Origin of the sequence: Bradyrhizobium sp. SZCCHNR1098, assembly GCF_032489375.1 — a bacterium.
In the GTDB taxonomy this organism is placed as follows: Bacteria; Pseudomonadota; Alphaproteobacteria; order Rhizobiales; family Xanthobacteraceae; genus Bradyrhizobium.
The window spans coordinates 24439-50191 of record NZ_JAUEXY010000006.1; the positions used below are offsets into that span (position 1 = coordinate 24439).

Genomic DNA, 25753 nt, shown 5'->3' on the forward strand with positions numbered 1-25753 from the left:
CGATCTCGCGCGCGAGGCCGTTTCCGTGTCGTCCGCCATTTTGACGTCGCGCGTCTCAAGCGGATTGTTCTGATGTGTGGCATCGCTGGGATCATCGGACGGGTGGACGACGACAACCGCGCAGCGCTGCAGCGGATGAACGACGCCATGCTCCATCGCGGTCCGGATGCCGGGGGAATTTGGGCCTCGGCCGCGGACGAGCGTGGCTGGGGCGCGCTGCTGGCGCACCGCCGGCTCGCAATCCTCGATCTGTCGCCCGCCGGTGTGCAGCCGATGATCGATCCGGTCACCGGGCACGTCATCGTCTTCAACGGCGAGATCTATAATTTCGCCGATCTGCGGCAGCGTCTGGTCAACGACGGCCAGCAGTTCAGCTCGACGGGCGATACCGCGGTGATGCTGCGCGCGCTCGGCCTGCATGGGCCAAAGGCGGTGGCCTGGTTGCGCGGCATGTTTGCGTTCGCCTGCTGGGACCCGAAGGAGCGCCGGCTGCTGCTGGCGCGCGATCCCCTCGGCATCAAGCCGCTGTATGTCGCCCGCGCGTCGAAGCCCGATACGGGCTGGTCGGTGGCCTTCGCATCCGAGCTGCGCGCTCTCCTGGCGTCCGGTCTTCTGGGCAGGCCCCAGCTCGATCCGCAGGCCGTCGCCAGCGGCGTCTGGAACGGCTTCGTGGTCGGCCCCGGCACGGCGGTCAAGGGGGTCGAGCTGCTGTCTCCCGGCCATCTCACCGCGTTCGACGGTGTCGGCAACACCATCCGCGACGAGGATTTCTGGTCGATCCCCGAGCGCGCCTCGGACCCGACGATGGATGAGGATCAGCTTGCCGCGATCCTGGAGGAGGGGCTGAGGCTGCATCTCGCCAGCGACGTGCCGCTTGCGGTGTTTCTCTCGGGCGGCGTCGATTCCTCGGTCATGGCCAATCTGGCGCAGCGTGCGGCCAAGAGCCGGATCCACACCTTCACGCTGGCGTTCGAGGAGCAGGAGCTGAACGAGGGGCCGATCGCGCGGCAGATCGCCGCCGCGATCGGGACCGAGCATCACGAGGTGGTGCTGACCGAGCAGCACTTCGTCGACAACCTCGAAGCGGCGCTCGACAGCGTGGACCAGCCGACCTTCGACGGCCTGAACTCCTACTACATGTCGCATGCCATCCGCGGCGCAGGCTTCACGGTGGCGCTGTCGGGTACCGGCGGTGACGAGCTGTTCGGCGGCTACACGTCGTTTCGCGACCTGCCGGTCCTGCAGCAATGGTCGAAGCGTACGGCCTGGGTGCCGGCCGGCCTGAAGGTTGCTGCGGCGAAGCTGGCTGCCAATATGCTGTCACCCTCGGGCGGGACGGTCGCGCCGCAGACGCGCTGGGCCAAGCTCCCGGAGATGGTTCGACGCGGCGATGATCTTCTGGCGCTCTACCAGATGGCCTATGCGCTGTTCCTGCCCGGTTTTCAGCGCGAGCTGCTCGCGCCGGACCTCGTCGATACGCTGAGCGATGGGCTTCCGGCCGCGATGAGAGCGAAGATCACCGCGGAGACCCGCGCGCGCACCCCGCTGTCGGCGATCAGCGTCATGGAGCAGCGCCTGTTTCTGGGCGAGCGCCTGCTGCGCGACAATGACGTGGCGAGCATGGCGGCCTCGCTGGAGCAGCGGGTGCCGCTGGTCGATCAGGTGCTGTTCGAAAGCGTCGACCGGCTGCCCGATGCGACGCGTTATCAGCCGCTGCGAAGCAAGGCGATGCTCAGGCGGATCGGCCTGCGTGGCCTCGATCCGTCGCTGTTCGACCGGCCGAAGAGCGGCTTTGTGCTGCCGCTCGATCGCTGGATCCGGCGCGGCCTGCAGGATGCAATGGACCGGACCCTGCGGGACCCGCAGGCCGTTGCGCCGGTGGGGCTGGACCCCACGGCCGTGGAGCGCCTCTGGCGCGCCTTCCTCGATGGCGCGCCGGGGATCTATTGGTCGCGCGTATGGTCGATCTATGTGTTCGTGCGCTGGTGCCACCGTCACCGCGTCTTCCGCTGACGTCCGACATCAGAAGAGCCGGCGCCATCGAGGTGCGCGTGCTCAGGCCTCCGGCATGACGCTTCCGCCGCACACCGGCACGCGAACGCCGGTCACGAAGCCTGCGAGGTCCGAGGCCAGAAACGCGATCATGTTGGCGACGTCCTGATCGTAGCCGCGCCGTCCGAGCGGCACGGACCGCTCGTAGAGCGGCTGCACCTCGTCACGGTCACGACGGTCCTTGTCGGAGATGACCCAGCCCGGGGCGACCTGATTGACCGTGATGCCATGCGGTCCGAGCTCCCGCGCCAGGGACCGCAGCATGCCGTCCGTGGCGCATTTGGCTGCGGTGTAGGGCGCTCGGTTGGGCAGAGCCAGGCTCGTCATCTCCGTGCCGAGAGAGATCAGGCGTCCCCATTTTCGCTCGATCATGGGGCCGGAAAACACCCGCGCGGTGGCCCAGGCCTGCAGGACCGAGGAGCGAAACACCTTGTCGAACTGGTCGGGTGTCTGCTCGACGACGGGACGTTCGTCGAACCATGTCACTGCATTGTTCACGACGATGTCGACGGGGCCGAGCGTGCTCTCGGCGATGCGGCGCATCGCCTGGACATCTTCAAGCACGGCAACGTCACCCGACATCGTACACGCGTGCTGCGGCTGAAGCTCGTTCAGCTCATCGCATAGTCGTTCGGCAGCAGCGCGTGCCGTCAGATAGTGGATGGCGACCTTGGCACCACAGGCCGCCAGCGTCCGGGCGATCGGACGGCCGAGTTCTCCGGCCGCTCCCGTGACCAGCGCGACCTTGCCCGACAGATCGATCTGGAGCGGTGACCTCAACGGTCTCAGCGCCGGATCGTCCGGCAGGGGACCGAGCGTATTTCGTCGAATTCGTCGTGCAACTGCGCTCGCGATCCGCATCCACCCGTCCCCCGAAAGTATTCGTTGGCTCGGGTCGAGTATTAAATGCGCGATTAAATAAATTGAATTGCACAATTTGCCGCATTTGTTCGGGTGGGTGCACCGATCGGTTCATAAGGGCGCCCGGGCCCGGTACGCGCTTTTGGTGCCGGCTGCAGCAGCCGGTGAGCGTTGACGAGGGCCGAGCGCTCAGGATGCGCGTGTCGTCGGACTCTCGACGAGACGGTCGCCAAGCGGCCAGTCTGCGCCAGACGTATCCTGCGCTCGGCCTACGGCAGGCACCGGCCTGAACTTGTGCCGGAGCTGCCTGAAATACGGCTCGATGAAGCGCTCGATGGCCGCCGCGTAGAGGACTGAGATCAGGAGCGCGAGCGGAAACAGGATGTAGGGTTTGGCGGCGATGGCGGGCAAGTTCTTGTCGATCGTTCGGATCACGACGTTGTGGATCAGATAGATCGCGTAGGAATAGGTGCCGAGCGTCATCACCCAGGCGTGATTGAGATGACGAAACAGCGGCGCGTCGGCGAAGCGGACCGCGAAGTAGAACAGCGGCATCAGCGCCAGTCCCTGAAGACTGTAGCGGGCGGTCTCCCGGAACACCGGATCACGGTAGATCAGGGAGACCAGCAGCGCCGCCGCGGCGCCGGCGAGCAGTGCCCATTGAGCCACCGACATCCGTCCTGAGGAAGAGCGCTGCCGCACCGGGGTCATGACCAGCGCCAGAATGCAGCCATAGGCGATCGAGTCGATGCGGGTGTCCGAGGCGTAATAGGTGCGGTCGGAGAAGAATTCCGGGGCGTGCACCAGATGGATGCGCCAGGCGAGGACGCCGAGACAGACGAGCCCGAGCAGCGCGCCGATGGTGCGCGGCCGCAGCACCGATCCGAGCAGCAGGGTCATCAGCAGGGGATAGACGATGTAGAAGTGCTCTTCGACCGCCAGGGACCACAGAATGCCGGTGCCGTCGGGAACCGTATTGCCTGGATCGAAGAACAGGCCGTAGTAGTTGGCGAAATACAGGACCTGGGCCGCCAGCCCCTTGGCGGTCATTCCGCCGTCCAGCAGGCCCGCGGCGGTGAGACCGTAAGCGATCGCCAAGGACAGCAGCAAAGGCGGCATCAGCCGGAACACGCGCCGCGCATAGAAGCTGGGAACGTCGAGCGCGCCGGTGCGCTCATGCTCGGCGAGCATGAGCGTGGAGATCAGGAAGCCGCTCAGGAAGAAGAAGATGGTCACGCCGAAGCCGCCGGGTACCATGGCCTGAAGTCCGGAATGGCCCAGGACCACGATCAGCACCGACAGCGCGCGGATGCCGTCGAGTGATGGAATGAGCAGGGATGCGCTGCCATGCGCGTTCTTCCCGCGTGACGCTGTCGGCGCGGCCGCACCGCCGTCGACAGACGTCATCGGCGGCACGGCGGAAGCATCACGAAGGCGGCTGAACTCGAGAATGTTGGCCATGCTGTCCAAATGGAGTCGGAGAAACACCTAGCTTCGCAATTCTCGCGTCAGTACCGCGGCGATCTGTCCGCCGAGCGTCATCGCGTATCGGCTGCGGCGTGGCTGGCCCGCCAGAGCTGAGCCCGCTCCGCATCGATCCGGGCCGTCGCGGCGCGCTTGCCCAGGCGCAGGCAGGCGTGCTGATAGGCGCGGAGGAAGCGCCGGAACTCGAGATCGTCGTAGCGCGGCAGGCCCGCCAGCCAGCTCCGGAAATAGCCCCACAGCATCGCTGCGCTGCCGATCAAGGCGGGATAGGCCGGCAGGTGATAGACCGCCACCGCGAACTGGTACAGCGGCGACGTTCCCATGAAGTACTGGCCGAAGCCCTTCCGCAGGCGTCCAGTCCAGATGCCCTTGTGACTGGCGCCCTGCGGCCGCAGATGGATGAAGCGCAGTGCTTCGGTATCGATGCTCTCGGCGATCCAGCCGAGCATGCGGCAGCGGTGGCAGTCGATACCGTCCCACATGACCTGGCGCACGAAGCCGCCGATCTCCTGGAAGCAGGCGACGCGGTAGAACTTGGTCATCCCAACCGACATCTCGTCGCCGCAGACCTCAGGCTCCAGGGCGCCGGTCTGCGGGTGGACGAACCACGGCTTGCCTGAGGTGGTCCCGACCCGCGGATCGCTCTCCATTCGCTCCATCAGCAGCTCGAAGTAGCGCTCGGGCAGATCGAGGTCCATGTCGAGCTTGCAGAGATAGTCGAAATCCTCCAGCCGCACCGTCTCCAGGCCGGAATAGAACGCCTCGATCACGCCAGGACCGACCTTGCGTCCGCCGCGATCGGCGCGGCGGATCACGCGCAGATAGGGCAGGCGCTGGGCGTACTCCTCGAGAATGGCGGGGGTGTCGTCGGTCGATCCGTCGTCCACCACGATCCATAGCGCCGGCGGCACCGATTGCGCAGCGACGCTGTCGAGAGTCCGGCGGAGGTACTGGCCCTCATCCCGGCAGGGCGAGACGAGCAGGTAGCGGCGCGATGGCGTCACGAATCAAATCCCTTGCGGAAGACGGAAGGACCGATGCAAACCTGCTGCGAGCAGGGGAGTCACCGGTCGCTTTTCAATAAATTAAATCGTGATTTAATATTATGTCATGGCGCGTGTCAAAGTCATGGTGTTTTTAGATCGGCGCGCCCTTTCAATGTGTGGTCGGTCCTGCGAGAATGTCCCATGGATAGCGTCCGCCTCGTGATCCCCGGTTGCACTCAGGCTCCGTCCCGGTCGTCTGCACGGGTGTCGCGCCGGATCGATGCCGTGGGCATCCGGGCGCTTTGCACGGCAGCGCTTGCCCTTCTGATCCTCAGCGGAGCTGCCGAGGCCGCCGAGCCGGCCGCGTCCACCCGGCCGGCATTGGCCGGCAGTCTCCTGCCGGCGGAGCGCCTGGCCGCCTGGAATCCGGGGTTGATGTCAGCCGGCGGTATTCCGAGCCGCACCATCATTTATCGCACGCTGTCTCCGAGCGGGAGAGACGACAGCGGCGCGATCCAGGCCGCCTTGAACGCTGCGCCCGCCGGCCGGGTGGTGATGCTCAACCCCGGTACGTTCATCGTCAACGAGCCGCTCTTGATCAGTCGCCCGGTCACGCTGCGCGGCGCGGGCGCAGGTGCGACCAGGCTGGTGAAAACCAACGGCGCACGCGCACGAACGTCAGCCGTGATTGCCGGCACGAAGGGAATCCTCACGCCGGTCGACCCGAGCTCGTACAGTTATGATCCCAAGCCTGTCATCATCGTCGGACCTTCGCGCTGGAACAATGGCCCCGACAGCAGCGCGTCGCAGAACCTGCTGGCCGACGGCGATAAGGGAACGTCGACCGTCACCCTCGCCAGCGCCGCGAATATGAAGCCGGGCGATTTCGTCCTGCTCGACGAAGTCTCAGGCGCATCGTGGCAGGCGACGCCTGCCGGTTTTCCGGCGGGAGCGAAGGTCTGGCAAGGCGATCGCGTCGCCTGGAACATGCACGATCCGGTTCAGCCGGGCGATGACAATGGCGGGGCGAATGCCGGAGGTCCCTTTGACCAGACCCCCGGTGTGCTGCCGAAGCCGATGTCGTGGTTCGCCCGCGCCGACCGGGCGACCGCCGAGATCAAGGAGATCGCCTCGGTGACCGGGAGCGCGGTGACATTCACCTCGCCGCTCACGATCAGCTATCGCAGGGATCACCAGGCGCAGCTCACGCCCTACAGCACAGACCCGAACAGCGGTCGCCACGCCGCCAATCATCGCGACATCCACGTTGCCAATGTGGGCGTCGAAGATCTGAGCATCGTAGGTGGAGCGGACGGCGCGTTGCGGTTCGAAGCCGCCGCTTACTCCTGGGCCAGATCCGTCGAGGTGACGCAGTGGCTCGGCGAGGGCGTGGCGATCAATAATTCGTTCCGGGTCGAGCTCCGCGATTCCTACATTCATACCGGCTCGTGGCCGCAGCCGGGCGGCGCCGGATACGCGATCAGCCTGGCAGCGGGCTCCTCGGAGGTCCTGATCGAGAACAACATCCTCGTCGACGTCTGCAAGAACATGGTGTTCCGGTCGTCCGGCGCCGGCAGCGTCGTCGGCTATAACTATGTCGACGACTCGTTCGATTTCGACAACCCCGGCTGGGTCGAGGTCGGCATCAACGCATCGCACATGGCCGGCGCCCATCACGTCCTGTTCGAAGGCAATCTGTCCCACAATGCCGACAGCGACTACACCCATGGCAACGCGATCTATCTGACCTTTTTCCGCAACCATCTCACGGGGCAACGCCAGCGCTTCGTCGATCGTTCAGGCATTCGAGCCGTGGGTCTCGCATATGGCTCGTGGTGGGATTCGTTCGCCGGCAACGTGCTGGGTCGGCCGGGACGCATGAGCGGTTGGACCTACGACGATCCTTCGATGCAGGCCGGCACGGCGGTTTGGGGGCAGGGCGGTGTCGGCAACGTCTGGATGCTTGGTTACGATCCGGAGCGATGGACCATGGCGCCAGACCCGAAGACGCTGGCCACGGTGATCCGCGGTGGCAATTTCGACTATCTCACCAGCAAGGTGGTCTGGACCGACGGCCTCGCGGCGCAGCCGCTCCCGGCGTCGCTGTATCTGAGCGCCAAGCCGGGCTTTTTCGGCAATCATCCGTGGCCCTGGGTGGATCCGACCGGCGATACGAAGCTGCATACGTTGCCGGCCAAAGCGAGATTCGATGCGGGCACGCCGTTCGCGGCGACGCCGGGAACAACGCAATAGAGCTGGCGTGAGAGCTGGCGTGAAGCTTCGACGGGTTTCCGTCAGGTGCGGACACCGAGTCGCGGCCGCCATGCCGGTCGTGTGCGGCTCCAACGAGCCGGTCGCCTGCTCACCGGCTGAGGAGAGGCGGGCATGCTCTGTTGCGACCTCCGCCAGTATCGCGCGGCCTCGACCGTGACGAGCACGAACACGACCCAGGACACGTCGAAAGCGCGCAGCCACAAGGTCTCGAGAAAATCATACAACATGACGAACAAGGCGACGGACAGCAGGATCCACGCTCGCTTGTAGTCGTAGCGCGCCACGCGGCCGATGACGTGAACGGTGGCCGCCAGAAAGACGAGGAGAAAGGCAAGACCCACATAGCCCAGCTCGAGCATCGCATCATAATAGCCGTTGTGGGAGTTCGGCATGGCCTTCACCCAGCCAGGTGCCTCGGTGATGCTCGGTGCGTCTGCCCCGACCAGCCAGAAGCTCTGATAGCCCCATCCCAGGAGCGGCCTCTTCGCGATCTCCATCTCCGAAAAGGCCCATATGGTCGTCCGGCCGGTGAAGCTGGAATCGCCCGTCAGCAGATAGGCGATGCGGCCGGTCGTGAAGCCCGCGAGCTCGCCGAACATGAAGTAGCCAAGGATCATCGCGGTGAGAATCAGAATCGGCGCAAGCCGCAGCGTTCTCGCGATCGCGAGCGTCAGGATGGCCAGGACGGGAGCGACCAGAGCGAGACCGAGCGCGGTCTTCGAGCTCGAGAAGAAGATCAGGACGATGGCAGCGACGGCAACGACGATCCCGAGCGCGCGGCGGGTTCCGGGATAGAGCAACTCGTGAACCGAGAGCAGGAACGCAATGGCGGCAAACTCGCCCAGCAGGTTCTTTCCTGAGAAATAGCCCTGGTAGCCGATGTCGACCAGCGTGTTGCCGTATAGCGCGTAGGTCGCATAGCCGCCGGGAAGCAACAGTATGTTGAGGATCACGCCGACCGCGAAGCAGAGGAACACTCCGCGCATGATGTTGGCGTTCGGGTTCGACAACAAGGCGGGCAGCACGACGGCGGTCAGAACCATCGCTTCCTGGAGGAAGCGGACGAAGGCGAACTCGGGTTTGAATGCCCATCCGATGCTGGCGCCTGCCAATCCGAAGTAAGCGCAGAGAGCGATGATGTTGGGCGGAAGGGCAAGCCGGTCGCCGCGGGCCAGGCGTTGTATCGCAACGACGATGGCGACGGCTGCGAGGACCGGCCAGAAGACCCGGTTCTCAATCCGGCTCTCGAGGAGGCCCTGGAGCCCGGCCGACGGTGGGAAGCTGAAATAGATCAGCGGCTGAATGAGGGACGAGTAGGCGAAGGCCAGCACCGGTATCAGCGCGCAGACGTCGAACGTCCCCGCAGAGGCCCGCGGCCCGGCCGACATCGACGTCGTCGCTGAAATTCTCGGCATCACAATCTGGCTCAGACATTCGAACGGGGCGGCCGGGCCGGCAGCCGCCAGGAATATTGTCGAGCGATATTATCCAGAGATGCAATTAAATAAAAGCGCCTCGTTGTGTGCCTGGGGGACATTGCTGCGACTGCGCCGCAAATCTGCTCTGGTATTCACAAATAAATCGTATTAAATGCGTCGTGTGATTTAAAATTAAATAGTGATATTTTGGTCACCCGCCTCCGTCAGGGAGGTGCGGCCGGGGTCCGCAACCCGGCATCTTCGTGCGGCGGGGCAGATTGAGGGAGAGCGGCTGATGCTGACCACGCATGAATTGCAGGAGCCGGGATCCGCCCTCTATCGCGTAGGGCGCTCCGGGACGGGTCGCGGTCGGCCGGAGGCCGATGCTGCAGCCATGTCCGACCCCGCAGTTCCCGACGACCTCGCGCGCGACGTCTATTGCGTCCTCGGGATACCGGTCGATGCCATCGGCATGCGCGGCGTGCTGCGCCGCATCCGCGACGCTGCCCGACGCAGAACGCGGCTTCTCATCTCGACTCCCAATCTCAACTTCCTGGTCGCCAGCCAGTCGAACAGGAGCTTCAGGGAGTCGCTGATCCTGAGCGATCTCTGTACGGTGGACGGCATGCCGGTGGTCTGGATCGCCCGGCTGCTTGGGATTCCGATCAAGAGCCGGACGGCCGGCGCGGACATCTTCGACGCGCTGAAGTCGGAGGCCGGAGCAGCGAACGCGCTGAAGCTCTTTCTTTTCGGCGGCCCGGAGGGAGCCGCTGAACGGGCCGCCCGGACGCTGAACGGCCAGTCGGCGGGATTGCAATGCGTCGGCTGGTCGAACCCCGGCTACTTGTCGGCCGAGGAGTTGAGCCGGGATCACATCATCGACGAGATCAATGCCAGTGGGGCCGACTTCCTGGTTGCCTCTCTGAGCAGCGTGAAGGGACAATCATGGTTGCAGCGCAATCATGAGCGTCTCGAGATTCCGGTCCGCGCCCACCTCGGTGCCGCGCTCAACTTCCAGGCCGGGACGGTGAAGCGTGCACCTGCAATCCTGCGTCGATCAGGCTTCGAATGGCTGTGGCGCATCAAGGAGGAGCCCTATCTCTGGCGTCGCTACTGGAACGATGGGACGGCGATGCTCGGCCTCATGCTCACCCACGTGCTGCCGTTCGTGGTCTGGACCTGGTGGATGCGGCGCACGCATGAGCGGGGTGAGGCGCTGACCATCACGCAGGACTATGGAGCGCGAGCGGTCACGCTCAGCCTGTCGGGGCCCGCCGATGCGCGCCACGTGGACAGGGCCATCCCGGTTTTCCGTGCCGCTGCTGCGTCCCGCAAGCCGGTCACGCTCGATTTCTCGAACGTCTGCGCCATCGATGCGCGCTTCCTTGGATTGCTGCTGATGCTGAGGAAGCAACTGGAAGCCCATGGCTGCATAGCGACGTTCGTGGGCGTTTCGCCGCTGATGGCCCGCATCTTCCGCTTCGGCGGACTGGACCGGCAATGACAGGGGGAGGCTCGTCACCGATCGCATCACAGCTCCCGCAATCGGTGGTTCGATGATCGCCGCCGCGGCGCTCGCCGGCGTTGCGAAGGATTGCCTGAGCCGTGAGTCCGACCAGCGCCCCTCGGCTGATCGCCGCCCATGGAGTGACTCGTGTTCGGAGATTGAGCGTTGAGCGCTGCAAGTCCAAAAGGACGCGAGCTTCTGATCGACTTCTATCGAAGCTGCGCGATGCTGTTCGTATTCTATCATCACACAGCCAACGTCTTTCCGGACTCCGTCGATCTGTTCACGAAATTCAACCCCTTCGCCGAACTGTTCGTCGTGATCTCGGGGTTCATGGTCGGGTACGTCTATCTGCACAAGGAGAGACACGGAGAGCTCGTTGTCCGCGGGTTGAAGGTGCTCGCCGCCTATTTCGTCATCTCGGTGCCGGTCGCGATGGGCATGGCTGTCCTGGGGAAGAAGCGAGAGCCGGTGGGGCAGGCGATTTTCGACGTTCTGACGTTCCAGTCCGAGCCGACCTGCATCACGATCCTCAAATTCTACGGGTTGATGTTCCTGCTGCTTCCGTTGATCCTGCTGGTGTTCAAGCGCCGCAGGCTCCTGGTGCTCGCGTTGTCGGCTGCGATCTTCGTGGCCTGCACCTGGTTCAGCAATACGACCACGGCAACCGAGTTCGAGAATCCAGCCGTCATTCTGTTGCTGTTCTCGCTCCAGGCGCAGATGTTCTTCATGATTGGCATCTGGCTCGGAGATCTCCATCGGTCCAACCGCTTGATCGGACCCGCGTTCTACACGGCGCTGGCGGGGATCTTCATCTTCGGGCTGCTGCTCGACTACGGACTCGGCTTTCCCAGCAACGGCGAAAAATACCCCTATCGGTTCGACAAGCTCCTCAACCTGCTTTGGACATTGCCGCTGCTGTTGGCGCTGTTGTGGGCGGTGTTCGCGCGCACCCGGCGATCGCCGGCGGTCGCGCTCATCCTCAACGTCGGCCAGAACTCGCTGATCGCGTTCCTGGGGTCGGAGGTGGTGCGGCAAGCGGTCAAACTCGCGCTCCTCCTGGGGGGCGTTCACCCGCAGGTCTACGGCCAGACAATGATGGGCCTGTTCGATGTGGTCCTGGTGACCGCGGTGCTTTGGCTCTACCGGGCACGCTGGCAGAACCGCCAGACAGTGCTGCACCCGCTCAGCGGGCCGTAGCGGCGTCTTTCGCCTGGAAGTGTTGCTCCGGTGCGCTTGCTCGAATCCTCCCGGGCGGCTTAGCTCATCGCTAACCATTGGCCGCTAGCCTCTCGAGACGCCCGAGGAGGCATGAACTGATGTGGGTGATAGCGCTTCATTTTGCAGCCGGGGTCGTTGCCGGGACGATGTTCACGGTTCGCACGCTGCTGGCGCTCGCCGCGATCGTCTTCATGGAGTCTATCGCGGCTTCGATCATCAGCGGGCTGTCGGCCGCGCTGTATGCCGGCGCCGGTCTGATTGCAGTCCAGGTGGGCTATCTCTCAGGCGTCTATGTCCGCAGCGCTCTGGAGCGTGCCGGCATCGCCCATCCCTCCATTCGCCCCGAGCACCAGCGCTGACGGCCGATCTCTTCTCTGTCACCGGCTCATTCGATGGCGCGCGCTGACAGACCTACTCGGCCATCACGCTCCCGTAACGAGCGTAATATTTATGGTTGTAGTAGTCGCCGAAGTGATTGGCGTAGCGCTTCAGCGCCTTCATGTTCGTCTTGTTGAGCACGACGCCGAACAGGGCATCGTAGACGTTGGGAGCTGTGTTCAGCGCGTGCTCGACCACCTCGGCCGGCGTGCGTCCCCATTCCACGACGAGGACGAAGCTGTCGAGCAGCGCGGAGATGGCGCGCGCGTCGACAACGGGCGCGAGCGGCGGAAGATCGACGATGACGTAGTCATAGGATGCCCGCAGCTGCTCGAACAGCTTGCGCATCTGCTCGTTGCCGAGGATATCGCTGGTGTCGCGCTGTGCGGCGCCCGTTCCCGGCAGAAAGTCCAGGCGCGTCACCGGGTCGGTCCAGACTGCGTCTGCGAGCTGGCATCCTCCCAGGACGATGTCGGCGATCCCGGTGCCGGCATCGGGGGCCAGCATGGCGGAAAGCGACGGATTCCTGAGGTCGCAATCGACCACGATCACCCGCTTGCCTGAATTTGCGATGAGCTGAGCCAGCGACGCGGCGATGATCGACTTGCCTTCGTTGGGCAGGGCGGACGTCAGTCCGAAGACCTTCCGCGACGTCCGGCTCGGATCCTGGTCGATGGCGACTTTCAACGAGCGGATGGATTCGGCAAAGCGCGAGGTGGGCATGGCGGATGCGGCCCAACAGGTCCCGGAGCCTCTCGAGACCATGCGCTGGCTGCTGTCGGGTTCGGCCTTGTCGGGGTCGGCCTTGGCAACGGCGTTGACCGTCGCCTTCTTGGTGAACCTGTCGACTTCGCCTCGTTTGAGCAGAGGGACGACTGAGAGGCAGGGCAGGCGCAGGCGATCCTCGACCTGGTCGGTCGTCCGAAAGCTGCGGTCCTTGACCTCTGCGAGCAGGCCCAGGCCGCCGCCGAGCGCCAGGCCGCCGAACAGGCCGATCGCCATCAGCACGATGGACTTCGGCTTGATCTTCTTCTTCGGCGGCGTGGCCGTTGAGATCACCCGCGCCTTCGCAATCGGGAAGGAGCCCTGCTGGACTGAGCCCATGTAGCGCTGAAGGAAGGTGTCGTAGAGGGAACGATAGCTCTTGGCGCTGGTCTCCAGCTCGCGGAGGCTGAGCTCGGCCGCCCTGGTATCCTGCGACCGGACAACGGCCTGCGCCAGCTGCTTCTCGATCTCCTGCTGCTGCTGCTTGGACTCCTCGTAATCGTGCTTGGCGACGTCGGCAAGGCGCCGCACCTCGTCGACGATGGCCTGGCGGATGCTCTTCATCGTCGCGCGGATATTGACGACCGCGATATGATCCTTGCCATATTTGGCGGAATACTCGTACTCGCGCTTGGCGCTATCGAGATATTGCTGACGCAAGCTGTTGATGATGAGCGTGCTGTTCGAATTGCTCAAGGAGAGACCGTCGGGCGGATTGACGTTGCCGCTGAGCTCTGCCGGGGAGAAGTCGGAGACCGCGGCTACGCGGTCGATCGTCATATCGGCATTGCTCGTCGCGAGCATGTCGTCGAACCGATTGAGCCGGGTCATCAGCGAGGCGGTACGCGTGCGCACCGCCACCAGACGGTTGGTGAGCTCGGTGACCTGTTGCTGGTCCATGAACCTGCCGTCGGCCGAGACGATGTTGTACCGGCTTTTCAGCTCGTTCACGGAGCGTTCGGCGGCGGTCGCGTCGTTGCCGAGATCCTGCAGGCGGTCGTGAAGCCAGGCGGTGATTGTGCGGTGCTCGTTCGCCTCCGCCTTCAACTGCTGATCGAAATACTCCTTGACGATGGCGTTGGCGATCATCGCCGCCCGATTGGGGTCGCTGGCGCTGAAATCGACCTCGACGACCGTGCTCGTGCCAATTCTGAAGGCGTTCATCCTGCGCTGGAATTCGTCGAGGAGATCGTCCATCGAGGGCCCGTTCGGCTGCGGCGCCGAACTCACGAGGCGGCGAACCGCATCAACCGCACCATGCAGCGGGCTGGCTTTGCCGTTGAAGTCGGGATCGTCCGCCAGGTTGAGCTTGTCGATGACCGCTGTCGCGATCGACTTCGATTTAAGGATCTCGATCTGCGATTCCATATCGAGCGGCGGCTCGTCCTGAACCGGCGGTTGCGGCTGCACAACTGCGGCTTTCGAGGTGCCGAGCATGATCTTGACGTCCGCCGAATAGGTGGGCGGTAGGATTTTCAGCAGGGCGAAGCTGGCCACGAGCGAAAGCACGGTGGTGATCGCGATCACCAGATAGTGCCGGCGCAGGAATCCCAGCGCCATGTCGAACGGTCCGGGTCCGCTACGTTCCCAACCTTGCTCCTGTGGAGAGGGGGAGGCAACCGTGCTCGCGTTAGGATTGTGCAGCATTTTTGTGAGGCTTTTCAGTTGCGCTTCGGACGTCGGAGCCGCCCGGTTGCCTGCGAGAACGAGGATCTTGTTTTATAACCATTAAATGATATTGGAGTGCCGCGCGATTTAATTTATATTAAATCTGATTTTGCTCAGCAAGTGGCTCTGCAAAATTAAATGTCGCCTGCGTGGAGGGCGTGCCTTGCGCCTGCGGCGGCCTTCTCGGCCGGCCGGATGGCGGCGTCCTGGTCGTCCGCATCCCGGTATTTGGCTGCCGCGTAACGGCTTGTAACAGTCGCTCCCGGCCCATTGCCAAGCCGCGGGTTTTGGGCATCAGTCCTGGCGATGAGCATGCCTGCGGCCACGCTTTTGATGGTGGAGGACGACCCGGAGATCAGCCGGCTGGTCAGCGATTTCATGCGCCGGGAAGGGTTCGAGATCGAGGTCGCCGCCACGGCGCCGGCGATGGATGCCGTGCTGCGAAGGCTGCGGCCTGATCTCATCATTCTCGACCTGATGCTGCCGGGAGAGGACGGGCTTTCGATCTGCCGCCGGCTGCGGCAGAGCGACGACATTCCCATCCTGATGCTGTCGGCCAAGAGCGACGAGATCGATCGCGTGGTCGGGCTGGAGCTCGGCGCCGATGATTACATGGTCAAGCCTTTCGGACCGCGCGAGCTTCTGGCCCGCGTTCGCGCGCTGCTGCGGCGCTCCCAGGCGAGCCCACCGCGTGACGCGAGCCGGCGTTTCGGTTTCGACCGGTTCGTGGTCGATGTCGATGCCCGCAGCATCGAGATCGTGGATACGCAGGCCGCGTCGATCCAGCTGACCTCGGCGGAATTCGACCTGCTCGCCTGCTTCGTGCAGCGGCCACGGCGGGTGTTGAGCCGCGACCAGATCCTGGACTGGACGCGCGGCCGCTCCGCCGAGCCGTTCGACCGCACCGTCGACATGCTGATCTCGCGGCTGCGGCGCAAGCTCGATGCCGCAAGCCCGGGAACGAACCTGATCACCACCGTCCGCAACGGCGGATACCTGTTCACGGCGACGGTGAGGCCGGTGGCGTGATGATGCGGCTGACGCTTGCGATGCGTATCGGCCTCATCGTCATCATCGGCCTGCTGGCGATCTGGATCGTCACCTTGGCGCGGTTCTACCGCGCCCGTACCGCCGAGCTCGAAGGCGCGACGCCGCCGCCGACGCGGCTGGCCGCGCTCGCCGAGCTGATCGAACGAACGCCCGGGACGGAGCGGGGCCGGGTCGTCGATGCTGTGTCCTCCGACCGCTTCGAGGTCCGGCTGGTCGGGGCTGACGCGGCGGTCCGGCCTCCGCGGACAGAGCCCGCGCCGGTCCGGTCCGGATTGCGCGACGCCTATGCCCGCGCGCTGGGTGCGCGCCCGCTGACCATCACCTCCGTGCCCGAGCCGGAGGGTCGGTGGTTGCCCCGGCTCGCGCGGGCGCCGCAGAATGCCCTGGAGTTTCGCATTGGCCTGAACGGCGGCGATGTTCTCGTCGTGGACTCGCGCTCGTCGCTGGTGCTGACCCAACAGGGGCTGCCGATCGGCTTCGGCGCAGGCCTGTTCGGAACGGTGGTCGCGCTGCTCGCGCTCCTGATCATGCAGCGTGAGACGCGGCCGCTGGTGCGCCTTGCGGCCGCCGTCGACCGGGTCGACCCCGGCGGGGCGGCGATACCGCTGCCCGACGTCCGCCGCAATGCGCCAGAGGTTCGCGCCGTGGTCACGGCGTTCGGACGACTGCAGGACCGGCTCGCCGATCTGATGCAGGCGCGCATGGCGCTGGTCGGCGGCATTGCTCACGACGTTCGCACCTTTGCCACGCGGCTGCGGCTGCGTGCCGACCTGATTCCGGATGACGCCGAGCGGCAGCGCGCCGTGGTCGATATCTCCGACATGATCCGTCTGCTCGACGACGCGCTGCTCGCGAGCAGGGCGGGTGCCGGCGAGCTGCCGCAAGAGCTTATCGCCTTCGACGAGCTGGTGCGCGCCGAGGTTGAGGATCGCCGCGCGCATCGGGCGCGGGTGCGCTTCGACAATGCAGGCGACGGGCGCGAGCTGCTGATGCTGGGCGACCGCGTCGCGCTGCGCCGTATCGTCGCCAACATCATCGACAACGCGCTCAAATATGGCGAGGCGGCGCACGTCTCGCTGCAACGCCAGCCGGAGCACGCCGTGCTGACGGTCGATGACGAGGGGCCTGGGATTCCCCGGGACCAGCGCAAGGCCATGCTGGAGCCGTTCACGCGCCTGGACACGTCGCGCAATCGCGGCACCGGCGGAGCCGGGCTCGGGCTGGCGGTGGTGCGGACGCTGGTGGAGGCCCATCGCGGCAGCATCGAGATCACCGACGCGCCGCGCGGCGCCCGCATCGTCGTGCGGCTGCCGCTGTTTCTCGACGGACCCGGCGACGTGCATTCCGATCCGGCGTGATCGACGGCGGCGTGATCGGGGCGCTGTCTTTGAGTGGTGGCAATCCGCCGTTATTCTCGTAAAAGTTGAGGATGACGACGTAGCGGGCGGGAAGGATGCCATGGCCTCCGTCGTCGCCTCACGTGAGGTCGACGATGCGCCTTGCGCCGCTTGATGATCGCGTGGAGATTGTGATAGGTATTCGATGCATCCTCATTGCATCGCCACGCGGATTGAACTGGGCGCGGCGCCGATTTTGTAAACCCATAGTACCGAATGTCATTCAACCGCACGGGCCGCGCGGACCGCGGACCCGTGCGCCGATGGACGACGTCGTACCGGCTCGCCCGGGCACGAACGTCCGAGGTCAGGGCAGGATCATCGACATGGCAGCAAGAAAGACCCGCGTGGCGATATTGGGCGGCGGCATCGGCGCGTTGAGTGCGGCCTTTGCCTTGAGCGAGATCGATCCGCGCGGCGAGCGCTACGAGATCACTCTCTATCAGCTCGGCTGGCGTCTCGGGGGCAAGACTGCCAGCGGACGCAACGCCAAGCAGGGCCAGCGCATCGAGGAGCACGGGCTGCATATCTGGGCCGGCTTCTACGAGAATGCCTTCACCATCCTGCGTGCAGCGCTGAAGGCACTCGATGCGCCGCCGAGCGATCCGATCAGGACGATCGATGATGCGTTCAAGCGGCAGAACGAGATCTTCTACGCCGAGGACATTGATGGCCAATGGTTGCCCTGGCCGTTCTGGTTCCAGCCGGATGTCGATGAATCGGTCTATCCTGGCCGGGACAGCCTGTGGGCACCCGCCGACAACATCGTGCCGCCGCTCTCGACCCTGCTGCTGCGGACCATCGCCAGCATCATCTTCAACCTGAACTACTACCTCGACGACTGGCCGGGCGACCAGAATGCCGAGCTGGCGAAGGTGATCGCCGCCATGCCCGCCGAGCGGCGGGCCCGGCTGGCAGCCGTCTCGCCTGATGGCAAGGGCCATCCGCTGCTGCTGCTGGCCCACCGCGTCGGCGAGAAGCTGCACAGTGACGTCGAAGCGATCCGCCGCGATGCCCAGGGCGACATGGCGGCGCTGCTCCACGCGTTCCGCGGCATCGTCAAGGAGCACCAAACGATCGACGGCATCGAGGAAGGCCTGCGGCGGCTGTTGATCCTCACCAATCTCGGCATCTGCATGCTGCTCGGCATCATCGAGAACGACTGCCTGACGGACGGCCTGGAGGTTCTCGACCGGTACGAATTCCGCAGTTTTCTGGCGCAGCAGGATGAAGAGGCCGCCAACAACGCCATCGTGACCGCTCTCTATGAATACATCTTCGCCTTTCGCAACGGCTCCCGCGAGCCGTCGCAGCAGCAGGTGTCGGCCTGCTCGGCCGTTCAGGGACTGCTGCGGCTGTTCTTCACCTACAAGGGCGCGTTCTTCTATAAATCCGTCGTTGGCATGGGGGATACGATCTGCACGCCGATCTACCAGGTGCTGGCGCGGCGCGGCGTGAACTTCAAGTTCTTTCACAAGGTCACGAGTCTCGAGCCGACCGAGGACGGCAGCAACATCGCGACCATCCACATCGACAAGCAGGTCGAGTTCGTCGATGGCAAATATGATCCCCTGGTCCTGGTGAAGGATTACTGGTGCTGGCCGTCCGAGCCCAAATGGAAGGAGATCGAGAACGGCGAGTACTACGAGCTGAAAGGCTACAATTTCGAGAACGCCTATGGTCCTCCCAACCCGCCGCAGCCGCCCCCGGCGGCGCGGCTCAGCCTGCAGCTCGGCGAGGATTTCGACAAGGTGGTCCTCGGCATCTCGGTCGGCGCGCTCAATGAGATCTGCCAGTCTCTGGTGCAGCAGAAGCCGGCCTGGGCCGACATGGTCGCCAATCTCCCAACCGTGCGCACCATGGCGCTGCAGCTCTGGCTCGACTGCGCGGTCGCAGATCTCGGCGGTCCCTACGTGGCGCCTGGGCCGTCGCTCGAGACGATGGGGCCGATCGTCACCACCTGCAAGCCGCCGCTCGACACCTATTCCGACATGTCGCAATTGCTGCCGGCCGAGGACTGGCCGGCGCCGGGGCCGCGCTCGGTCGCCTATTATTGCGCCATCATGAGCGACGAGAGCGCGCCGAACAATGAAGAGCTGGCTGCTGATTATGTGAAGGGCGCATCCAAGGACTGGATGACCTCGTGGCTCGATACGCTGTGGACCAACATCGGCAGCGGCAGCACGTTCCGCTGGGATCTCCTGCATGCGCCGAGCGACATCAGCGGATCGGCGCGGCTCGACTTTCAGTTCTGGCGCGCCAACATCAATCCGAGCGAGCGCTACGTGCTGAGCCTGCCGGGCACGCTGCGGCATCGGATGGAGCCCGGCAAGTCCGGCTACGACAATCTCTTCCTCGCCGGTGACTGGACCCGCGTGCCCGAGATCAACGCCGGATGCGTGGAGGTCGCGGCGATGTCCGGTCTTGCCGCCGCCTCGGCGCTGTCGGGCGTCTACATTCCGATCGTCTCGACCAGTCCCGAACCCTACATCACCAACGCCTACGTCAACTACGCCGGATGGATCACGCTTCCGCCGGCTCCCTACCTCTGCAACGACTCGACCTTCTACGGCTTCGCCGTGCCGGCCGACCTCGGCGCCTGCCAGCGATTTCTCGACCGCTCCTTCAACCGCGTCGCCGGCCGCGACCAGTTCCGCGTGATGCTGGACATGGCCTTCGTCAACGTCATCCAGGTGCGCAAGAGCCAGGCCGCCACGCCGCCGTTCGCGGAGCAGGGGACGATGTCCGAGACCGATATCGGGCTGTGGCTCTTGGTGGGCAGCTACGAGCGGGGCGCTTTGCTGCCGAAATCGATCGGTTTCGTGCCGGCCTATCTGTTCGTGGACAATGCCTGGTCGGTGGTTGCGGGGCAGGAGCTCTGGGGCTTTCCCAAATATCACGCGACCATCGCCCAGCCCGCCAGCGCACCATCGAACGATCCGTTCGACGTCTCGGGGCTGGCGATTGCCAGCTACGGGCCGGAGGCCCACGCCTCCCAGCAGCGCATCATCCGAATCGAAGGCTCGGCGGGATCGACTCCGACGGCAGCGGCCTCTCCGGCGGATGCATTCCGGCAGCTCTGTGCCGGGGCCGACCAAGAGCGAATGAAGCAGCTCACGAGCGGGCCGGGCATGGCGTCGTTCCTGGGCGGCGTCTGGGGCCTGCCGATCCCCGTGTTCTATCTCAAGCAGGCGCGGTCGGCGGACAGCCTCACCGCGGCGAGCTACAAGACGCTGTTGAACGGCGCGCTCGACCTGACGGGGCTGCGCAGCTGGCAATTGCAGTCGGGCAGCTGGTCGATCGAGATGAGCGCTCTCGACAGCCTGCCGTTCATACGCGACCTCGGGCTCGGCACGCCCGTCGACGGCAAGCTCGTGCTGACCGCGACCACGCGCATCTGGGCCGAGATCGATTTCACCGTCGCCAGGGCCAGCCCCATGGCCTGAGCAGGTCGTCACGCCGATTGTCGCCTCGGCGCGTCATCGTCGATGGCGGCGAGCCGCGCCGCTGCCCGGCGCAGGAACGCCGACGCGCCTTGCGCCTCGGCGACCGCGACGGCCTCGCGTAGCGCGGCCGTCACCTGCCCCGGTGCGGTGTCGGGGAGGGCGGCCAGGATCTCGGCGCGCCGCCGATGCAGCGGCGACAGGAAATAGCCGTCGCCATAGCGTCGCGCGGCGTCGATCGCCGCGTCGATCGTCTGCATCGCCTCGGCCGTCTTGCCGACGATCAGTTGCAGGCCGGCGACCTCGCCGAGATAGAAGCAGGAGAAATGCATCATGCCGAGCGTCTGGAACGCCGGCAGTGCCTCGCACGCAGCCGCGAGCGCCTCGTCTGGATTCTTGCCGAGATGGCCGCGGGCGTGCGCCTCCAGGCTGCCCGCCACCAGCTGATAGAGCGGATAGCCATGGTCGCGGCAGATGCTCAGGGCCTCCTCGGTCGCGAGGAGGACATCCTCATAGTCGCCGCGTGCGAGCTGATAGAAGGCTAGCCACGACAGCGCCCAGGCGAGGTCGAACGGGCGTCCGAGCCGGCGCGCATGCGCGATGAGATCGCTGGCGATCGCGGCCGCGCCGGCATCGTCTCCCATCGCATGCAGCACCTGCAGCAGCGAGGCCTGGCCGGCGACCAGCGGATCCTGCGAGGACAGTTGCGGCAGCCGCGCCCCGTTCGACACCTGATAGAGCTGCACCGCGGCGGCCAGGAGCCGGCGCGCGGCGGGGAGGTCGCCTCTGGCGAAGAGAATGTAGCCCAAGGCAATGCCGCTCTCGATCCGGTGCTCGGGGAGGCCGGTCTGCTCGCCGATCCCCAGGCACAGATGCGCCATCTCCTCGGCACCGTCGAGATCGCCCGCGATGATCAGGAAACTGCAGATGCCGCGCAGCACGGCGAACAGACCGGCGGTGTTGCCGAGCGCGTCGCAGATCGCCCTTGCCTCGGAAAGCGCCTTGCCGACCTCGGGCACGGTGTAGCCGCGCGAGGCGGCGAGGCTGACGGCAAGCCCGATCAGGAGCTCGAGCTCCAGTCCGGCGCGCTCGCCCTCGGCGGATTGATGACGCAGCAGGTCGAGCGCCGTTTGCAGATGTCGTGCCGCTTCGACATGCGCGGCGCGCGAGGCGGCACGCCGACCCGCGGCCGCCCATAATGGGATGGCCTCGGCGATCGCGCCACTCTCGGTGAAATGGTAGGCCAGCAACTCCGGCTCGGTGTCCCGCGTCTCGGGAAAGCGATCGCGCAGCACGGCCGCGATCCGGCCGTGCAATGTCTGGCGTTCGCGCCGGAGCAGGGACTCGTAGGCGGCGTCGCGGATCAGCGCGTGCTTGAACGTGTAGAGGCTGTCGGGCGGCGCGCCGCTGCTCTCCACGAGGCCGGACTTGACGAGCTGATCCAGGCTCTCGCCGAGCCTGGCTTCGGGCTCCGCCACGATGGCCGACAACAGATCGTAGCTGAAGCGGCGGCCGATGGCGGCGCCGAGATTGGCGATCCGTCGCGCCGGTCCCAATCGGTCGAGCCGCGCCACAAGGGAATCCTGCACCGAGGCGGGGATGGCCACGCTCGCATGACCGTCCCAAGCCGGCGCCGCCGAGGCTTCGATGACGTACTTCGCGAGCTCTTCCAGGAACAGCGGGATGCCCTCGCCGCGGCTCACGATCTGGTGCAGCGTCGTCGGGGGCAGCGCGGCCGAAGCGGCCACATGGGCGCAGATCCGCTCGGCGTCGCCGTGACTCAATCGTCCGAGCTGGAGCCGCGTGACCTGCGGGCTCGCGGCCCAGGGGGGCTCATATTCGAGCCGCGCCGTGACCACGATCAGCCAGCGGCGTTGTCCGGCGCGCCGGATCGCCCGATCGAGCAGCTCCAGCGTGGTCGTGTCGCTCCAATGCGCGTCTTCCAGCACCAGCAGCGCGGGCCCGGTCGGCACCATCAGGTCGATCAGCCGGAGCAGCGTCTCCCGCGTGACCTCCGAGCGCTTCTCGACGGTCATCGTCTGCAGCGGGCCGTCCGGCTCGGGAGCGACGCCCAGGACATCGGCGAGCACGGCGCGCGCCGTGGCGTCGCCGACGCCGTGCTCGTTCATGAAGCGATCGAGCTTGTCGCGACGCGTCGCAGCGCCGTCGGAGCGGTCGAAGCCGGCGATGAGCGCGAGCTGTTCCGAGATCGGATACAGCACGCTGTCACAGCGGGTGGGACTGCAGTACCAGATCATCTGCAGTTGGGAGACGTCGGCCACGCGCCGGCGCAGCTCCTCGACCAGCCGCGACTTGCCGATGCCCGGCTCGCCATGGAGCAGCACCACCTGTCCGCTGCCGAACCGCGCCGCCGCCCAGCAATCGAACAGACGCGCCAGCTCCTGGTCGCGTCCAACCAGAGGGGAGCTTTCGCCGCGAATGCGGGCGTGGAAACGGCTCGCGACGGCGGCTTCCTCCAGCACCTCGAACGCCTCGACCGGTGCGGCGAATCCCTTCAGCGCGAACGTGCCGAGATCGCGGAAGTCGAACATGCCGCGCGCGATGCGCTCGGTCGTCCGGGCCACGACGATGCTGTCGGGGGCGGCGATCGATTGCAGCCGCGCCGCGAGATTCGGCGTCTCGCCGACGATGTCGACCGGGCGGCCGTCGGCGCGGGGCAGCAGGTCGCTGACCACGACGAGGCCGGTGGCGATGCCGATGCGCAGACGCAGCGCCTGTCCGTGCGGCGCCTCGAGCCGGCCGACGGCGTCGCGCAGGGCGATGGCGGCGCGGATCGCGGTGGCCGCATCATCTTCCCCGGCACGCGGATAGCCGAAATACGCGAGCACGCCGTCGCCGGCATATTGCGTGATGGCGCCGCCATGGCGGCCGATGACGTTTTCGCAGGTCGTCAGGAAGGCGTCGATGACGCTGGTCATATCCTCCGGATCGAGCCTGACGGTGAGCGAGACGGAGCCGACGAGATCGCAGATCAGCGCCGTGACCTGCCGCCGCTCGGCGCGATGCATGCCGAGCAGGCGCGAGTTCGTCGTCGTATCGGATGACGGCTGCCGCAATACCCCGCCACACCCGCTGCATACGTCCGAGCCCGGTGGATTGGGGCGACCACAGGTTTCACAATCCATCTGCGTTCGGGCTCCCGGACACGGCTACGGAATGCGAATGAGCGCGAAGCGCGGAGCTGGCGATGCGGGCGCGGTCACGGCGTCCGTATCGACCGACGTCGCGCGCCGAGCGCGATGCATCGGTTTGCGGTACTGGCATTTTGAGCGCGACCAGGACCGGCTGATCATGTCCAACTCATAGCGCATTCGTGGCAAGGTAGCAACGGTGCCGCAATACTCGCGATCGCTCCGGGGAGCGGGAACGATGTCGGACGGCTCCCTCGGGAGTCCTCGATGCTGGCGGGACCGTTCAAGGCTGCGACGATTTGCCTTCGATGTGGGCACAACAGGTCGCCTCTCCTGCGGAGAGAGTCGCGCATGATCTCGCGATCCCGCGGCGGATGGCCCGTCCGGGTGATACATCGTGAGGCCCCCGGGAAAGCGTGAGGGCGCAGGGAAGGCCGGACCTCGACTGAGGCCCGTGGCCCGCCTGCGAAAAAAATGCAGGCGGCAGGTACCACAGGTCAGCCGGAAATCCGGCCCTCCCTGCGCGATGGTTGAACGGCTGCTTCGCTTTCTCCCTGGTGCGCCGGGCTTTCTGGCCACCATCCCCACGCGAAGCAAAGCCTCGACGTGAGTTGATATCAGCATCGGGATATCAGGACCGAGCGACTTGACCGTGCGTGGCGGATTGTTCGTCGGCGCGAGCAACCCGCGCTGCAATCCACCACGCCCACCGCTCCCCGCCTCGCATGTCGTGACGACCGCGATACGCCCCTCAGCTCGAGACGGGATGTGGGGATAGAACCATGATTTCCGGAAAAACGAAAGCGAAATATTTTCGGCGCGGGGACTGGACAGGCCAAATCAGCTTGATCGCGCAGCGGAAATGCGTTTCTCGGCGCATTGAGCATCCAGCGGTTGCGCCGCCCGTCCGAACTCGGGATTTGCTGCTCCGACGCTGACACGTCGTCCTGGACTGTCAAAGAGGACGACCGAGGCGCTTGGCTGCGCCGCGCCGTCACGGCCAGTCGGCGAAGTTGAGCATGGTCCGTGACTGGCCTTTGGTCCGCTGCGACGAAACACCCTTGCGCCAGGCGCCCGGTGATTGACCGGTGTGCCTGACGAAGAAGCGGTTGAAATAGGCGCTGTCCTTGAAGCCGAGCGCGAAGGCGATCTGCTTGATCGTCGCGGTGGTGGTTTCGAGCCGGGTCGCCGCCTCCTGAATGACGCGCTGCTGAATCAGTGCGCTCGGTGACCGCTGCAGCACCCGGGTGCACAGCGCGTGCAGGCGATCCGGCGTGACGCCGAGCAACGCAGCGTAGTCGGCGACCCGCAACTGCTGATGAAAGCGTTCCTCGACGAGCCGGCGAAAGCGGCTCAGGATCTCGGCGCTGGAGCCTTGCGCCTCGCCGGCGCTCTCGTCGGCAAACAGCCGCCAGAAGCGCAGCACGCACAGGGTCAGCTCCGATGACATGATCGAGGCCGCGCCGCGCCGTGAGGGATTTTCGATCTCGGCTGCGATCGCCGCCATCGAGCGCGCGATGATCGCCGCGAACTCGGCCGTGACGGAGAAGGCCAGGACGGCCTCCGTGCCTGCGAGGTCGAGATAGGCGGGCTCGGCCGAGGAGGGCAGGTGGCGGTGCCAGAGCCCGGAGCGCAGCCGTAGGAGATGGCCGGCGGAACCGGCCGCGACGTCGAGATGCTCGGCCCCTCCCGCCGGTACCCAGACCAGCGCCGCACCGGCCCAGATCTGGATTTCGTCTTCGGCGAAGCGCACGGAGGCCGTTCCGGCGGTCAGGCAGAGCAGGTGGACGAACGGCCGCGCGGCATCCGAGCGCAGGGCCCAGCGCCGTGCCTCGAAATGCGAGGGAATGGCTTCGGCCCCGAGCGCTGCCGGGGTGCCACGGGCCGTCGGCGGCAGCGTCCGAGGCGCGGCATTACGCGCAATCGCCGCCCCAGAAAAGTGCACTCTTTTACCGGAACTGTCCATTGCGCCACCCAAGCCTGCGGTGTTTCCCTCGTCAAGTCCCGACGACCGCAAACAAAAACCGCGGACGACGTCGGGGCAGAGGAACGTCACCGATTCACCCGCGCGGTCCGCGCGCGTGAACATGGGAGGA

At 65.6% G+C, this 25753-nt stretch carries 15 protein-coding genes; 8 read left to right on the forward strand and 7 right to left on the reverse strand.

Annotated features, from left to right (window positions below; genetic code table 11):
* The first annotated feature begins 72 nt into the window (after nt 1-72).
* The gene (gene asnB, locus QX135_RS14730; protein ID WP_316181438.1) at nt 73-2013 is read left to right on the forward strand and encodes an asparagine synthase (glutamine-hydrolyzing); all 1941 of its coding nucleotides are present in this window, start codon (nt 73-75) and stop codon (nt 2011-2013) included.
* 42 nt (nt 2014-2055) lie between these two features.
* Here the strand turns inward: asnB and QX135_RS14735 are convergent, their stop codons facing one another.
* The 3 genes from QX135_RS14735 to QX135_RS14745 form a co-directional block, all read right to left on the reverse strand.
* Nucleotides 2056-2832: an SDR family NAD(P)-dependent oxidoreductase gene (locus tag QX135_RS14735; RefSeq protein WP_315739490.1), complete on the reverse strand. Its 777-nt coding sequence runs from the start codon at nt 2830-2832 to the stop codon at nt 2056-2058.
* A 270-nt stretch (nt 2833-3102) separates the two neighbouring features.
* Entirely contained in the window at nt 3103-4374 is a 1272-nt protein-coding gene (locus tag QX135_RS14740) for an acyltransferase (protein WP_316234130.1), read from the reverse strand.
* Nucleotides 4375-4451: 77 nt separating this feature from the next.
* Nucleotides 4452-5402 carry a glycosyltransferase gene (locus QX135_RS14745; RefSeq protein WP_316181442.1) on the reverse strand — a complete coding sequence of 317 codons (951 nt, stop codon included), beginning with the start codon at nt 5400-5402 and terminating at the stop codon, nt 4452-4454.
* Between the two features lie 183 nt (nt 5403-5585).
* On the opposite strand from QX135_RS14745, the gene QX135_RS14750 reads away from it, so the two are divergent.
* Nucleotides 5586-7637, forward strand: a complete 2052-nt coding sequence (locus QX135_RS14750) for a glycosyl hydrolase family 28-related protein (protein WP_316181444.1) — start codon at nt 5586-5588, stop codon at nt 7635-7637.
* A gap of 41 nt (nt 7638-7678) precedes the next feature.
* Here QX135_RS14750 and QX135_RS14755 read toward each other — a convergent pair whose 3' ends face one another.
* Complete coding sequence (locus tag QX135_RS14755) at nt 7679-9073, reverse strand: O-antigen ligase family protein (protein ID WP_315772812.1); 1395 nt, start codon at nt 9071-9073, stop codon at nt 7679-7681.
* Between the two features lie 397 nt (nt 9074-9470).
* Here QX135_RS14755 and QX135_RS14760 point away from each other — a divergent pair, with 397 nt between their 5' ends.
* The 3 genes from QX135_RS14760 (at nt 9471) to QX135_RS14770 (ending at nt 12163) form a co-directional block, all read left to right on the forward strand.
* Nucleotides 9471-10580: a WecB/TagA/CpsF family glycosyltransferase gene (locus tag QX135_RS14760; protein ID WP_315739495.1), complete on the forward strand. Its 1110-nt coding sequence runs from the start codon at nt 9471-9473 to the stop codon at nt 10578-10580.
* Between the two features lie 168 nt (nt 10581-10748).
* Nucleotides 10749-11783, forward strand: a complete 1035-nt coding sequence (gene opgC, locus QX135_RS14765; RefSeq protein ID WP_315739497.1) for an OpgC domain-containing protein — start codon at nt 10749-10751, stop codon at nt 11781-11783.
* Between the two features lie 119 nt (nt 11784-11902).
* The gene (locus QX135_RS14770; RefSeq protein WP_316161846.1) at nt 11903-12163 is read left to right on the forward strand and encodes a hypothetical protein; all 261 of its coding nucleotides are present in this window, start codon (nt 11903-11905) and stop codon (nt 12161-12163) included.
* Between the two features lie 52 nt (nt 12164-12215).
* On the opposite strand, the gene QX135_RS14775 is transcribed toward QX135_RS14770, so the two are convergent.
* Complete coding sequence (locus tag QX135_RS14775; RefSeq protein ID WP_316181445.1) at nt 12216-14507, reverse strand: polysaccharide biosynthesis tyrosine autokinase; 2292 nt, start codon at nt 14505-14507, stop codon at nt 12216-12218.
* A 414-nt stretch (nt 14508-14921) separates the two neighbouring features.
* On the opposite strand from QX135_RS14775, the gene QX135_RS14780 reads away from it, so the two are divergent.
* From QX135_RS14780 to QX135_RS14790, 3 genes are all read left to right on the forward strand, one after another.
* Entirely contained in the window at nt 14922-15644 is a 723-nt protein-coding gene (locus QX135_RS14780) for a response regulator transcription factor (RefSeq protein ID WP_316181447.1), read from the forward strand.
* Nucleotides 15644-17023: an ATP-binding protein gene (locus tag QX135_RS14785; RefSeq protein ID WP_316181449.1), complete on the forward strand. Its 1380-nt coding sequence runs from the start codon at nt 15644-15646 to the stop codon at nt 17021-17023. Before QX135_RS14780 ends, QX135_RS14785 begins: the two co-directional genes overlap by 1 nt.
* A gap of 365 nt (nt 17024-17388) precedes the next feature.
* A complete protein-coding gene (locus tag QX135_RS14790; protein ID WP_316181451.1) occupies nt 17389-20508 on the forward strand; it encodes an NAD(P)-binding protein in 3120 nt (1039 codons plus the stop codon).
* Nucleotides 20509-20516: 8 nt separating this feature from the next.
* On the opposite strand, the gene QX135_RS14795 is transcribed toward QX135_RS14790, so the two are convergent.
* Nucleotides 20517-23582 carry an ATP-binding protein gene (locus QX135_RS14795; protein ID WP_316181453.1) on the reverse strand — a complete coding sequence of 1022 codons (3066 nt, stop codon included), beginning with the start codon at nt 23580-23582 and terminating at the stop codon, nt 20517-20519.
* Nucleotides 23583-24651: 1069 nt separating this feature from the next.
* Complete coding sequence (locus QX135_RS14800) at nt 24652-25746, reverse strand: helix-turn-helix domain-containing protein (protein WP_316234131.1); 1095 nt, start codon at nt 25744-25746, stop codon at nt 24652-24654.
* Nucleotides 25747-25753: the final 7 nt, after the last annotated feature.